The organism is Pseudomonas sp. BN505 (assembly GCF_029873175.1).
GTDB lineage: Bacteria > Pseudomonadota > Gammaproteobacteria > Pseudomonadales > Pseudomonadaceae > Aquipseudomonas > Aquipseudomonas putida.
Map to the genome: position 1 here is coordinate 1 of NZ_SSOI01000044.1, position 14,381 is coordinate 14,381.

Annotated in this window: 9 protein-coding genes and 1 rRNA gene; 6 read left to right on the forward strand and 4 right to left on the reverse strand. The window is 60.7% G+C overall.

All coding sequences use genetic code 11. The annotated features are described in order from the left end of the window. The coding region (locus tag E8E78_RS13125; protein WP_280312771.1) for a retention module-containing protein at positions 1–1,575 on the reverse strand (1,575 nt) is incomplete at its 3' end. A gap of 1,003 nt (positions 1,576–2,578) precedes the next feature. Between E8E78_RS13125 and E8E78_RS13130 the strand changes: the two genes are divergently transcribed. Further along, a complete protein-coding gene (locus tag E8E78_RS13130; RefSeq protein WP_049277767.1) occupies positions 2,579–4,735 on the forward strand; it encodes a type I secretion system permease/ATPase in 2,157 nt (718 codons plus the stop codon). 7 nt (positions 4,736–4,742) lie between these two features. After that, positions 4,743–6,101, forward strand: coding sequence for an HlyD family type I secretion periplasmic adaptor subunit (locus E8E78_RS13135; protein WP_169725173.1), 1,359 nt, complete (start codon positions 4,743–4,745; stop codon positions 6,099–6,101). A gap of 147 nt (positions 6,102–6,248) precedes the next feature. On the opposite strand, the gene lapD is transcribed toward E8E78_RS13135, so the two are convergent. Continuing rightward, positions 6,249–8,195 (reverse strand): cyclic di-GMP receptor LapD, encoded by a 1,947-nt coding sequence (gene lapD / locus E8E78_RS13140; protein ID WP_049275385.1) that lies wholly within the window; start codon positions 8,193–8,195, stop codon positions 6,249–6,251. A 10-nt stretch (positions 8,196–8,205) separates the two neighbouring features. Then, entirely contained in the window at positions 8,206–8,967 is a 762-nt protein-coding gene (lapG, locus tag E8E78_RS13145) for a cysteine protease LapG (protein ID WP_172439628.1), read from the reverse strand. Positions 8,968–9,172: 205 nt separating this feature from the next. Here lapG and E8E78_RS13150 point away from each other — a divergent pair, with 205 nt between their 5' ends. From E8E78_RS13150 to E8E78_RS13165, 4 genes are all read left to right on the forward strand, one after another. Beyond that, positions 9,173–9,862, forward strand: a complete 690-nt coding sequence (locus tag E8E78_RS13150) for a GntR family transcriptional regulator (protein WP_016497456.1) — start codon at positions 9,173–9,175, stop codon at positions 9,860–9,862. A gap of 111 nt (positions 9,863–9,973) precedes the next feature. Beyond that, a complete protein-coding gene (locus E8E78_RS13155; protein WP_280312768.1) occupies positions 9,974–10,477 on the forward strand; it encodes a sigma-70 family RNA polymerase sigma factor in 504 nt (167 codons plus the stop codon). A 4-nt stretch (positions 10,478–10,481) separates the two neighbouring features. Continuing rightward, positions 10,482–11,438 carry a FecR domain-containing protein gene (locus tag E8E78_RS13160; protein WP_061203071.1) on the forward strand — a complete coding sequence of 319 codons (957 nt, stop codon included), beginning with the start codon at positions 10,482–10,484 and terminating at the stop codon, positions 11,436–11,438. 165 nt (positions 11,439–11,603) lie between these two features. Next, positions 11,604–14,018 carry a TonB-dependent siderophore receptor gene (locus E8E78_RS13165; RefSeq protein WP_114942792.1) on the forward strand — a complete coding sequence of 805 codons (2,415 nt, stop codon included), beginning with the start codon at positions 11,604–11,606 and terminating at the stop codon, positions 14,016–14,018. A gap of 125 nt (positions 14,019–14,143) precedes the next feature. Here the strand turns inward: E8E78_RS13165 and rrf are convergent. Then, positions 14,144–14,259 (reverse strand): 5S ribosomal RNA (gene rrf, locus E8E78_RS13170). Positions 14,260–14,381 lie beyond the last annotated feature (122 nt).

Consider the following 14,381-nt stretch of genomic DNA (forward strand, 5'->3'; position numbering starts at 1 on the left):
TTCAACGGTGATGGTCTGGCCGTTGGACAGGGTCACGGTTACCGGAGTCTGGGCAGGGTTGCTCAGGGTCACGGTGTAGGTAATTACGCCACCTTCGGTCACCGACGGGCTCGCCGTCAGGGTTGCGGTGGTGGTGTCTACCGAATCGTTGATCGTGGTCTGAGCCGGAGTCGGATTCGGCGTCAGTTGCTCGAAGTTGCCGCCGGTGGCGTTTTCGATGGTGACGCTGACAGTCGAACCGTTGTTATAGACGTCGTTCGCCGGGGTCTGGAAGTCGACACTGCCCTGGGTTTTGCCGGCTTCAACGGTAATGGTCTGCCCATTGGACAGGGTCACGGTCACCGGCGTCTGGGCAGGGTTGCTCAGGGTCACGGTGTAGGTGATCACGCCACCTTCAGTGACGCTTGGCGAAGCGGTCAGAGTGGCGGTCGTGTTATCGACCGAGTCACTGATTACCGTTTCAGCCGGTGCAGGGTTCGGCGTCAGTTGCTCGAAATTGCCACCTGTAGCGCCGGTGATCGTGGTACTGACGGTCGAACCGTTGTTGTAGACGTCGTTCGCCGGGGTCTGGAAGTCGACGCTGCCTTGGGTCTTGCCAGCTTCGATGGTGATTACCTGCCCGTTGGACAGCGTCACGGTCACCGGCGTCTGGGCAGGGTTGCTCAGGGTCACGGTGTAGGTGATTACGCCACCTTCGGTCACCGACGGGTTCGCCGTCAGCGTCGCAGTGGTGGTGTCGATGGTATCGGTAACCTGGGTGACTGCCGGCGTTTGCGGCACTGTCACCGTCAGGCCGTTGCCGCCAGTGGTACCCGTTACAGTTGCCGAGATCTGGCCACCGTCGATATAAGGCGTGTCATTTGCCGGGACCACGACATTGACGCTGCCGCTGGTCTGCCCGGCCGGGATGACGATTACGGCACCATTGGACAGGGTGACGACCAGGTTGGTGGTCGGCGCCTGGCCAACCGTGGCGGTATAGACGATTACGCCACCCGCTTCGCTGATGGAAGGAGTGGCGCCAAGAATCAGGTCGGTAGCAACGTTGGTGTCGATCGTCGGCGTAGTCACTTGGTTATTGCTGGTGGTATCCAGCAAGCCAACCTCTTCGCTGTCGAGCCCGGTAGCAAAGCCCAGCCCTTCCGTCGGGAAGCCAACGGTAGCGTCGACCCGACCCGCGGTTTCTTCGAGCATCACGAAGCTGTGACCACCGCCAAGCGCGCCGCCGCCGCCCGCTGCGGACGGGCCAGCTGCGGTGGCTTCAAGCTCGGTAGTCGGGTCGACACCGGCCGCGATCGCCTGTTGCAGCTCTTCTACCGACGGCGCGGCCTGCGCGGTCGCCTGGCTCAGGTCGGTGCTGCTGTCAGGCGCATCGGCGCTCCACTGGCTGTCGCGGCCCAGGTCAAGCAGACGGCCATCGGCTAGCTCCAAAGTAACTGCGCCACCCGGGCCAGTGAGCACTTCCTCACCTGCCAGCAGGCGGTCCCCTTCGATGAGCACACGACGAATGCCCTCTGGGGATACCGCAATAACCTGGCCGACAATGCTTTTGACGATGGCTACAACGCTGCTCATTGGACTCTCCGTGTGACCCTATGGGTACTTCCATGCCAGAGCGGCACTCGCAAGCCACTGCAGGCGGAACTATGTCGATGATCTCTTGACGCTTTATTGCGTCAATTTTTCGTCTATAACTATTTGGAATTACTTAAATGCCAAACTATTGACCTTATAGAGGCCATCCTAAACAATCGGCAATGTAATGTCACATTGATATTTGTACCTTAGCCAACCGTTCATTGAGGACAAATGTCGTACATCATCGAAAGCTTGCTTAACGCTAGTTCCAGCAACGTTTTTGACGCCGGGACATCGGCATTTAATGCTGCAGAACAGCCGCCCATCGGCAACCGTCAATCGTGCACGCGTCAATTTTCAGATTACTTTCGCGCCCCAGGCTGCCAACTCCTTACAAGCACAAACCTTGCCTGAAACCGGACAGGCCGGGGCGTCAAAACGAGGCAACATCGGGGCTGTATAGGGTTCGAGCCAACGCCAGCCTTTTACAGCGCCCGGCCTGCGACAACGCTTCATCGCAGATCAGACAGATAGAGAACGATTGCGTAGATACTGACACCGCGATGATGGCAAACCCTTGACGATTTCTGAACCAGCGCCAAGCGTGCAAGCAGACTTTGTACGATGAATTTTAACGATCAGCACTTTTAAAACCGTCAACAAATCAGCGCCCATTAAATGACGAAGACAAAGATCGATCATAGGCGGCCCACTCACTGTCTGGCGGGCAGGCTATGCTGCTGAAAGTGCTTCAGGCTGTACCCACACCGGATCAAAAATGAAACACCCACTGCCCGGGAGCAGTCTGGTAGCAATGAACGACGTACAATTGTTTACTCAGTATCGATTCGAGGCGACCATTGGCCGTCTGCTCAGCCATAAGGGCGTCGTAGCCCCTACCTACACCGCTTGGCAGCACCATTGAAAGCCAGGGCGAGCCGGCCAGACCTTAACGGCGGCACACCCACCCCACCCACCACAAGGATGAAGAGAGCGCCGCGTGGAATCTGAAGTCAGTCGAGTCCAACTCAGCCATGATCCACGCAGTCAGCATGACGATCCCTTGCTGGATAGCCTGCTGAGCCTGTGTGTCTTGCACCAGAAACCCGCCAGCCGGGTCATGCTGACCACCGGCCTGCCGCTGCCCGCCCAGCGCCTGAGCCCTGAGCTGCTGCCCCGTGCCGCCGCCCGGGCCGGCCTGCAAGGGCGTCTGCTGCAGCGCAAGCTGGAGCAGATCCCGAGCATCGCCATGCCGGCGATGCTGCTGCTGAAGGAAGGCCGCAGTGCCGTCCTGCTGGGCTGGGAGAACGAAGATACCGCGCGCCTGTTGCTCAGTGAGAGCGACGGCGGCGAGGTGCATGTCAGCCGCGAAGCCCTGCAAAGCGACTATAGCGGCCGCGTGTTCTTCGCCCAGCCGCAGCACAAGTTCGACGTCAACCACGGCAACCTCATCCCGCGGGCAAAGTCGTGGTTCCGCGATACCCTGCTGCGCAGCAAGTGGCTGTATATCGACGCCATCGCCGCCAGCCTGGTGATCAACCTGATCGCCCTGGCTGCGCCGCTGTTTGTGATGAACGTGTATGACCGTGTGGTGCCTAACCAGGCAACGTCAACGCTCTGGGTGCTGGCCATCGGTATCGCCGGCGCCTACATCTTCGACCTGATCCTCAAGGGGCTGCGAGGCCTTTGCCTGGACCTGGCCGGCAAGAAGACCGACCTGATCATCTCGGCGACGCTGTTCGAGCGCATCGTCGGCATGTCGATGAAGTACCGCCCGGCCAGGGTCGGCAGCTTTGCCCAGAATATTCACGAGTTCCAGGGCCTGCGCGACTTCCTCGCCTCATTGACCCTGACCAGCCTGATCGACCTGCCGTTCACCATTCTTATCCTGATCGTCATCGCCATCATTGGCGGGCACCTGGTGTGGATCCCGATCATTGCCTTCCCGCTGGCCCTGGGCATCGGCTATGCCTTGCAACGGCCGCTGATGGCGACCATGGAGCGGACCATGGCCCTGGCCTCCGAGCGCCAGTCCAGCCTGATCGAAACCCTGGCCGGCCTGGATGCGGTAAAGGTCAACAACGCCGAAAGTGAACGCCAGTACATATGGGAGCAGACCCTGGGCACCCTCAGCCGCCTGGAGCTGCGCGTGAAGGTGCTGTCGAGCCTGGCGATGAACATCACCATGCTCATCCAGCAGCTGGCTGGCGTGGCGATGATCTGCGTTGGCGTGTACCTGATCATCGACGGCAACTTGAGCATGGGCGGTCTGGTGGCGTGCTACATGCTTAGCGGTCGGGCGCTCGGGCCACTGGCCTCGCTCAACGGCTTGCTTGCCCGCTACCAGCAAGCCAAGGTCACCATGGTGGCCACAGACCACATGATGGAGCTGCCGCAAGAGCGCAACTTCGAGGAGCGCCCGCTGAGCCGCAAGGTACTGCAGGGTAGTGTCGAGTTCCGCGGGGTTGATTTCACCTACCCGAACCAGCAGAACCTGGCGCTGAAGAACATCAACCTGACCATCCGCCCCGGCGAAAAAGTCGGCATCATCGGCCGCAGTGGCTCGGGCAAGAGCTCGCTGGCCAAGCTCATCGTCGGCCTGTACGAGGCCGATGGCGGCTCGCTGCTGGTCGATGGCGTGGACATTCGCCAGATCGACGTCAGCGAGCTGCGCCACAACATCGGCTATGTACCGCAGGACATCCAGCTGTTGGCTGGTACCCTGCGCGACAACCTGGTCAGCGGTGCCCGTTACATCGAGGACGAACTGATCCTGCAGGCCGCCGAGCTGGCGGGTGTGCATGAATTTGCCCGTTTGCACCCGGACGGTTACGAGCTGCAAGTGGGTGAACGCGGGCAGAACCTGTCCGGCGGCCAGCGGCAGAACGTGGCGCTGGGCCGCGCGCTGCTGCTCAACCCGCAAATCCTGTTGCTGGACGAGCCGACCAGTGCCATGGACAACACCGGCGAGGAGCGTCTCAAGCAGCGCCTGCAAGCGGTGGTGGAAGGCAAGACGGTACTGTTGGTCACGCACCGTGCCTCGCTGCTGTCGCTGGTGGACCGGCTGATCGTGATCGATCGCGGGCAGATTGTCGCCGACGGCCCGAAAGCCGCGGTCATGGATGCGCTGAAGAAGGGGCAGATCAGTGTTGCATAAGCTGGATATGGGGCAATTCAAGGATGGCCTGCGGCGCTACTTCAAAGGTTCCGACTCACTGGGCGGCCAGCCGCTGCCAGAGGTCAACAAGGCCCTGATCGAAGATGCACCGCGGGTTGTGCGGCTGACCATCTGGGGCGTGATCCTGTTCTTCGTGTTCTTGATCGTGTGGGCCAGCGTCGCCCCCATCGACGAGGTCACGCGAGGTGAAGGCAAGGCCATTCCGTCGTCCAAGGTGCAGAAGATCCAGAACCTGGAGGGCGGTATCGTCGCCGAAATCTTCGCCAAGGAAGGGCAGATTGTCGAAATTGGCCAGCCATTGCTGCGCCTGGATGAAACCCGCTTCGCCTCCAACGTTGGTGAGACCGAGGCCGACCGCCAATCCATGGCCCTGCGGGTCGAACGCCTGAGTGCCGAGGTAGAGGACCGCCCGCTGAAGATCGACGAAGAACTGCGCAAAGCCGCACCAAGCCAGGCGGCCAGTGAAGAGTCGCTGTACCAGAGCCGGCGCCAGCAACTGCAGGACGAAATTGGCGGCCTGCAGCAGCAGCTGGTTCAGCGCCAGCAAGAGCTGCGTGAATACAGCTCCAAACGCGCCCAGTACGCCAACAGCCTGGAGTTGCTGCGCAAGGAAATCGGCATGTCAGAACCGCTGGTGGCAACTGGCGCAATCTCCCAGGTCGAAGTGCTGCGCCTGCGCCGTGCCGAAGTGGAGAACCGTGGCCAGCTGGACTCCACTGCGCTGGCCATCCCGCGTGCCGAGGCGGCCATACGCGAGGTACAGAGCAAGATCGAGGAAACCCGAGGCAAATTCCGCAGTGAAGCGCTGACCCAGCTGAACGAGGCGCGCACCGAGCTGAACAAGGCCACGGCCACCAGCAAGGCTCTGGACGATCGGGTGCACCGCACCATGGTCACTTCGCCTGTACGCGGTATCGTCAAGCAGATGCTGGTCAATACCATTGGTGGGGTGATCCAGCCTGGCAGCGATATCATCGAAGTGGTACCACTGGACGACACGCTGGTCATCGAAGCGAAGATCCTGCCCAAGGACATCGCTTTCCTGCACCCTGGCCAGGAGGCGACCGTCAAGTTCACGGCCTACGACTACACCATCTACGGTGGGCTCAAGGCCAAGCTGGAGCAGATCGGCGCCGACACCATCACCGACGAAGACAAGAAGACCACCTACTACCTGATCAAGCTGCGCACCGACCGCAGCCACCTGGGGACTGACGAGAAGCCGCTACTGATCATCCCAGGGATGGTGGCGACGGTGGATATCATGACCGGCAAGAAGACCATCATGAGCTACTTGCTCAAGCCGATCATGAAGGCACGTTCGGAGGCGCTGCGCGAGCGCTGATGAGTTTGGCCACTGCTTTCCAGTGGCTCCTCTAGCCCTATCGCCGGCAAGCCAGCTCCCACAGGTACCGCACTGGCTTTGAAGTTGGTGCAGTACCTGTGGGAGCTGGCTTGCCGGCGATAAGGCCGGAACCGCCAGTGCGAGAACTCAGCGCCAGGGCGCAGGTTCACCTACCAGCTGCCCCTGAATGCCGCCTACCCCCATCTCCTGCAGCACCCGCCGCTCCCCTTCTGTCTCGACCCGCTCGGCAATCAGCGGCAAGTCGATGCTGTGCGCTGCCCGCTGGATCGCCTCGATGAACAGCCGCTTGTGCTGCTCATGGTCGATGTTGCGGATGTAGCTGCCGTCAATTTTCAGGTACGCCAAGCCCAGGTGCGCCAGGTTGCCGATCATGCTGAAGCGCCCGCCAAAGCGCTGCAGCGCCAAGCCAAAACCCAGCCCGTGCAGGCGCCGGGTGAGTTGCTCCAGAGCCGTCTGCTCAGGCAACTGCTCCTCGCCAATTTCAAAAACCAGCCGCGGGCCGAGCGCCGCATTCTGGCCGAGCAGTTCAAAGATGAGGTGCAGGGCCTTGGGGTCGGCCAATGTAGCGGCGGACAGGTTCAGCGCCAGCACCTGGTCATGCCCACGCAGGTGCGCCAATACTTTCTCCAGCACCAGCACGTCCAGCCGCGGCATCCAGCCGAAGCGCTCCAGCCAGGGCAGGAAGCGACCCGCCGGCAGTGCATCGCCCTGGCCATCCTGCAAGCGGGAAATCACCTTGTGGTGCAGTACCCGTTGCACCGAAGTGCAATCCACCACCGGCTGGAAGAACAGCTCGAAATGCCCATTTTTGAACGCCTGATCGAGCCGCTCGTGCCAGGCGTGCTGGCTATCGGCAGCAACGGCGGCCACACCTTGTTCAAGGCATACCCACCCCGGCGTTGGCTGGTTTTCGGCACGGGCCAGGGCCTCATCGGCGAGCTTCAGCAAAGCCTGTGGAGAATCACCGGGGCTGAACGGCGCGAGGCCGATACAGGCCACCGGGTCGATATCACTGGCACCGGTCTCATGCAGGCTTTGCAGCGTCGCTTCCAGTGCCTGGGCAAGGTGTACTGCCTCTTCATGCACCATGCCCGGCGCTAGCACAGCAAACTCGCCACCGCGGCTGCGGGAAATCAGGTCGTTGGTTTCCGGGAAGCTGGCACAGGTACGGCGCAACTGCTCACCCACGGCCTGCAGCAACTGGTCGGTACGCTGGCCGCCAAGGCGTGCGTTCAGCCCCGCCAACCCTTGGACACGCAGTAACAGCAGGTAGCCGGCGCGCGCGTCCTCCAGGTTGCTTACCCGGGTGTTCAGCTGCATTTCGAAATAGCGGCGGTTCGAGAGCCCGGTCAGGCTGTCCTGGTAGGACTCCGCACGCAGCCGCTCGCTGCGCTCGGCCTGCTCGGTAAACAGCGCCTTGAGCTTCTCGACCATCTGGTTCATCGCCTGCACCACACGGCGTAGCTCCGGCGTGCGGGGCAACTCGGGCAGGCTCAGGAATTCGCGGCGCGCAATGGCATGGGATTGCTCAACCATATAGTCCAGCGGGCGCAACTGGCGGCGCAGCAGCAAGGCGCCGAGCACGGCACTGGCTGCACCGCACAGCAGCAACCAGCCCAGGCTGCCCAAGGCGCTTTGCCAGAGTTTGGCAATGGCAAACATCGGGTGGCTGATCACTTCCACCCGCGCGGCCTGCTGCCAGCCGCGGCTGACGATGGCGTCGCCACCGGCGGCCTCAAGGCCGATCAGGTGCACGAACCAGCGCGGTACCCCGCCCGGGTCCGGCTCGGCGTGGCGCTCCACCAGCACGGCGTTGGAGCCCAGGTCGACGACCTTGATGCTTGCATAGTAACCACTGTCGAAGATCGAGCTGACCATCAGCTCGACCATCGCCGGGTCGTCGATATTCGGCGTCAGCGAAAGCGCCAGCGCGGTCGCTGCATCTTGGGCGTGCGAACGCAACTGGTTGACGTACTGGCTGCGCGAGCTTTCCAGGCTGACCATGAAACTGCCACTGAAGGCGACTACCAGGAACAGGCAAATGGCCAACAGCAATTGTTTGAACAGTGACATCTGTGCTCCTTCAGTAAACCGGCTCGGCCGGGAACCCTTCGGCCTGCATTTTCTTCAGCAAATCCTGCCAGCGTGACAGCCGCTTGGTGTCGCCGACCTTCTTGTTGCCTGCGGCGCCCGTCAACCACAACCCCTCGCCATTGAAGGCATACACCGGCAGCAGGTCGGTACGTTGGCTTGCCGGCTTGATTGCATCCATGAGGCTGTCGAGCACCAAAGGCTGGGCCTGTGGGTTTGAATAATAAGTCAGGACCATGTGCGCGCGATTCTGCCGCAACGCCTTGACGTAGGTGATGCGCAGTTTTTCGCTGGGGATGCCCATGCGCCGCAGGCTGAAATACTTGGCGATGGCGTAGTCCTCGCAGTCCCCGGCACCTTTGATCAGTGCCTGCACCGGTGTGGCCCAGTAGTCGACCTCATGCCACAGGTCAATGTCTTCGACATAGCGCAATTGCTGGTTGAAAAAACGGTTGACCACTTGCAGTTGCTCAAGCTCAGTACCCTGCTTTTGCGTGGTCATCAGGTTCTGCCAGGCATCGATACGACCCTGCCCGGCACCCAGTGGGCCATACAAGGCCTGCGACTTGCGGCTGATCTGGGAGAAATCCCAATCCGCGTGCAAGCCGCCCAGCAGCAGACTGCCCAGCAGCCCGGCAAAGGCGACACGTCGCACAACGGTTTTGAACATCCAGGATATCGCCACTGCCAAGCCCTGTGCAGGCCAGTCGAAAGCAGCGATGGTGCGGCTTGCCACTGCAAAAAACAATGGCACCCTGCAATCATGCATCCGCCTGTCAGCCGGCCTACACTTTCTGTTTATAACCTTCTATAGGCCGCTTCCTTTGGCGGGCGACTTCATCCACCATAGCCGCGCTTTTGGGGCGCCCGTGCCAATGCGGGCCTGGGTTTGACAACCCCCACAAGCTGTAACTAGTGTCATTGGATCCAACTTTAGTCATCGTTGAGGCAGACGTCGCGTGGCCGAGAAAATCAAATTGAGCAATGTGCTGGTCAGCGAGCAGCTGTCGCCACACCAGGCCCGTGCCGTGATCGAAGAACGCCTGCGTAGCGCCATCCTCGATGGCCGCCTGCCCCCTGGCACCGCCGTGCGACAACAAGAGCTCGCCACCTTGTTTGGCGTCAGTCGCATGCCCGTGCGCGAAGCCCTGCGCCAGCTTGAAGCGCAATCGCTGCTGAAAGTGGAGATGCACAAGGGTGCGGTGGTTGCGCCGCTGATCGGCGAGGATGCGGTGGACACCTATGCCCTGCGCGTACTGCTTGAGAGCGAAGCGCTGCGCCAGTCGATCCCCCTGCTTGATGCCAGCGATATCGCCAGCGCCCGTGGCTATATTCAGCAACTGGAGAACGAAACACGCCACGCCGAAATCGGCCGCCTGAACCGCCTGTTCCACATGGCGCTGTACAGCAAGGCGTCGAACAGGAAGCTGCTGCGCCTGATTGAGAACGAACTGAACGAAGAAGAGCGCTTCCTGCGTTTTCATCTTTCATCCATGGGCTTGGGCAAGCTGACCCAGGACGATCACAACGCCCTGGTAGACGCGGCAAGCGACAAGCTGGTGGATGAGGCGGTAGCCGTGCTGGCCCGGCACCTCAATAGCGGAGCGCTGGTAATCCGCAATTATCTGGATGCGCAACGGGCGCGTTAGCGCGTAACTGGCTTTACGTGCGGCGCGAGCAGATGGGTTGCAAATTGACCCTGCCACGCCAACAATGAGACTAATTATCATTCATGTCCATTGATGCCAGCGCCCTCCACTATGCCCAGCAACGACTCCGTGCAAACGCTCTACAGTGACCACCACGGCTGGTTACACGCCTGGCTGCGCAGCAAGCTGGGCAATGCCGCCGATGCCGCAGACCTGGCCCACGACACCTTCGTCCGCTTGCTGCAACGCCGCGAACACCTGCAGCTGAATACCCCTCGGGCGTTCCTGCGCACGGTAGCGCGTGGGCTGGTCATCGATCACTGGCGCCGCGAGGAACTGCACAGGGCGTACATGGAGGCACTGGCCCATGTGCCGGAAGCACAGTATCCCTCGGCCGAAACCCGCGAGCTGCTGCTGGAATTGCTTGAGCGTATTGCGCGCATGCTCGACGGCCTCAAACCCAAGGTACGTCGCGCCTTCCTGCTGGCCCAATGCGAGGGGCTGAAGCACCAGGCCATTGCCGAGCAGATGGGGATCTCGGTGCGTACCGTGGAGCGTTACATCGCCGATGCGCTCTTCCATTGCTATGTGCTGCGCTACGATGATGAGTGTTGAATCAATGACTGCCGCACGCCCTGATGCAAGAGCGGTCAAACAGGCCATCCAGTGGCTGCTACGGTTGCGCGAGAGCGGGCATGAGCCGTCGCTGCAACAACAGTGCGCGCAATGGCGCAGTGCCCACCACGAACATGAGCAGGCCTGGCAACGGGTGATGCACCTGCATCAGGACCTTGACCTGCGCTCCGTCCCCGGTGCCGGGTTGGCATTGCAAACCCTGGAAGCCAGCCAGCAACGCCTGCACCGCCGGCAAGCGCTGAAGCTGCTTGGCGGCGTTGTCATGGTGGGATCAGCGGCATGGCTGGCCAAAGACCTCGATGCTATCAGTGCGTGGGCGTCGGACTATGCCACCGGCACCGGTGAGCAACGCGTCTTCACCCTGCCCGATGGCTCACTGATGCAACTCAATACCCGCACTGTCGTGGACCTGGCCTTCAATGACCAGCAGCGTCTGGTTCGCCTGAAGCAGGGGGAGCTGATGATGACCTGCAACTCTGGGCATCCAGTGCTGGTACAAACCCGCGATGCACTGCTGGAAGGGTTCGCAGGGCGCTTTGTGGCCTACCAGGACAACGATTGCACACGCGTCAGTGTCAACCACGGCAAAGTGGCGATCCACCGGCCTGGCAATGGCCACCGTCTGTGGATTGAAGGCGGCCAGCACTGGCGCCTGGATGCTCAAGGCGCGCACCAGCTGACGCACCTGAACATGGACGCGATGGCCTGGACTGAAGGGCTGATCGTTACCCAGGACATACGCCTGTCCGACTTCCTCGCGCAGGTCAGTCGTTATCGCCACGGTTACCTGGGCTGCAGCGACGAAATTGCCGATTTGCGCCTGTCCGGGGTGTTCCGTCTCGCAGACCCGGAGCAGCTGCTTCAGTTGCTGCCGCAAACGCTGCCCGTAAGGCTTCGCCAACGTACGCGCTGGTGGGTACGTGTAGAAAGCATGGCTTGATAAGACCTTGACGATTTCTGGCGGGTTTTCAATCCCGGTCCGGCTAGGACAGTAAGCAACACCTTCTGCCCTCATCACTTCAACGGACCCTTCATGCCTATCAACCCGGTGTTAACCCACACTCTCAACTTGAATGATTATCGACCTGTCCTGCAATCAGCACGCTTGCGCCATGCCATCCGGGCTGCGCTGTTTGGTACTGCCTTGAGCCTGGCCGCTGTTCCGCAAATGTGCGCAGCGGCTGAAACAGCGCAAGTGAGTCATCGCTATGCAATTCCGGCCGGCCAACTGGCCGACGTACTCAATCAGTTCGCTCGCCAGGCCGGCATTACCCTGTCAAGTACGCCTCAGCTCACCGATGGCCTGCAATCGAACGGCCTGCAGGGGCAGTACGCTACCGACCAGGCGCTGCGCCAACTGCTCAATGGCAGCGGCCTGGAAGCGGTCAGCCAGGATGGACGTAGCTATGTGTTGCAGACACAGCCCCAGGAAGCCGCCCTGTCATTGCCAGACACTGATATCCGTGGGTTCACCCTCGGCAATGCGCTGGGCAGCATGGAGGGTTACAACGCCACCCACAGCCAGGTGGCGACCAAGACCAGCACGCCGTTGGTGGAAACCTCCCAATCCGTCTCGGTGGTTACTCGCCAGCAGATGGATGATCAGGGCTCACAGACCGTTGCCCAGGCCATGCGCTACACGCCTGGGGTACTGACCAACCCTTACGGTGCCACACATCGCTACGACTATGTGGCCATGCGCGGCTTCAACGACGGTTCTGTGGATAACATCTACGTCGATGGGCTCAAGTCGATGGGTGACAACGGCACCTACAGCACCATGCAGGTAGACCCGTACTTCCTTGAGCGCATCGACATTCTCAAGGGGCCCTCTTCGGTGCTGTATGGGCGGAGCTCGCCGGGGGGCCTGGTCGCCCTGACCACCAAGAAGCCGCTGTTTACCCCCTTCCATCAGATTCAGGCCACGGTTGGCACCCAAGGCCAACGTGGCATGGGTTTCGACTTCAGCGGCCCTGTGGATGACGATAAGCGTATCGCTTATCGCCTGACCGGCCTGGCGGATGCGTCCGACACCCAGTTCGACCACAACAAGGAAGAACGCTACACCATCGCCCCGGCCATCAGCGTCGATTTCACCGAAGATACCTCGCTCACGCTTCAGGCCTACCTGCAGCACGACCCTAACGGTGGGTACCACGGTGGCAACCCTGCAGACGGCATGCTGCACAAGCGCAATGGCTTGCGCTTGTCAGACCACTTCTTCGAGGGCGAGCCGGGCATCGACAACTACGAACGTACCCAGCAGTCGTTCAGCTACCGGTTCGAGCACCGCTTCAACGATGTGTTCACGGCGCGGCAAAACTTCCGTTACCAGGATTCTGACGTGTCCATGGACCAGGTGTACTCAGCCGGCTGGGCAGATGCCGACAGCAACGTCCTCAACCGCGCCTACACCGGCGGCGACGAGCGCCTGCATTCGTACATCATCGACAATATGCTGCAGGCGGAATTCTTTACCGGCGCTGCCAAACACACCCTGCTGCTGGGCGCCGACTACCAGCGGCGCAAGGCCGATGTCGCATGGCGTTATGGCTCGGTCGACCCGCTGGACGCCGGCAACCCGCAGTACGGCAATGGCAACCTTCAGGTACTGGGCGAAAACCGCTACCAGCGGCGCTTGCAGCAAACAGGTGTGTACCTGCAGGACCTGGTGGAGCTGGACCAGTGGCGCTTCTCCCTGGGGCTTCGCCAGGACTGGGTGAAGGTGTCGGAGGAGAATCGCGACAGCGACACCAAGGTCAGCGATCAGCGCTCCAAGTTCACCACCCGGGCCGGGGTGCTCTACCTGTTCGAGAACGGCATTGCGCCCTATGTCAGCTACTCGGAGTCGTTCAATCCCAACACCGTGTCCGACCAGGAAGGCCGCCCGCTGGCACCGACTGAGGGCACTCAATGGGAAGCGGGTATCAAGTATCAGCCTCCGGGAAGCGACAACCTGTTTACCGCATCGGTGTTCCGCATCGAGCAGGAAAACCTGGCCTCGAAGCAGCCTGACGAAAACTTCTATCGCCCGGTAGGTGAAGTACGCTCGCAAGGGCTGGAGCTGGAGGCACATGTGCAGCTGACCGACAGCCTCAAACTGCTGGGTGGCTACACCTTCACCGATATTGAGTATTCCAGGTCGATGCCGAGCCTGACGTCGGGCAACCTGGACAACAAAGGCAATTCGCCAACCCAGGCACCAAAACAGATGTTCTCGCTGTGGGCTGACTACAACTTCCACCAAGGGCCGCTGGATGGCCTGCGGCTGGGCGGTGGGGTGCGGTATGTGGGCTACAGTTGGGTAGATGCGGAGAACAGCATGAAGGTGCCTTCCTACACGTTGTTTGACGCTTCGCTGGGCTATGACCTGGGCAAGGTTGGGCTCAAGGGTGTGGATGTGCGCCTTAACGCCAACAACCTTACCAATGAAAGCTATATCACCTCATGTGCCAGCCTGAACTATTGCTACATGGGTGAAGAGCGCAATGTCAGCGCCACGGTCAGCTATCAGTTCTGAAATGAAAGTCGCTGCTGATACGCGGTACGTGTATCAGCAGCCTTGTGTCGCGAGCGGGCTGAAAGTGGAGGCCCGGAAAAGACAAAGCCCCTGTCTGCATTGCAGACAGGGGCTTTGGGTTTGAATCTTGACGATGACCTACTCTCACATGGGGAAACCCCACACTACCATCGGCGATGCATCGTTTCACTGCTGAGTTCGGGATGGGATCAGGTGGTTCCAATGCTCTATGGTCGTCAAGAAATTCTGTGTGCTGGCCCGTCACTCCGACGTGCCTGCGAATCTCTGTAGTTCCTACTTAAAGACAAAACCCCTACCTGCATGCGCAGATAGGGGTTTTGCGAAATGAATCTTGACGATGAC

What these genes read in the sequence shown, in the direction of transcription:
- E8E78_RS13135 (WP_169725173.1), top strand. Translation starts at nt 4,743, where the DNA reads ATGGGGCAATTCAAGGATGGCCTGCGGCGCTACTTCAAAGGTTCCGAC.
- lapD (WP_049275385.1), bottom strand. Translation starts at nt 8,195, where the DNA reads ATGTCACTGTTCAAACAATTGCTGTTGGCCATTTGCCTGTTCCTGGTA.
- E8E78_RS13155 (WP_280312768.1), top strand. Translation starts at nt 9,974, where the DNA reads ATGCCCAGCAACGACTCCGTGCAAACGCTCTACAGTGACCACCACGGC.
- E8E78_RS13160 (WP_061203071.1), top strand. Translation starts at nt 10,482, where the DNA reads ATGACTGCCGCACGCCCTGATGCAAGAGCGGTCAAACAGGCCATCCAG.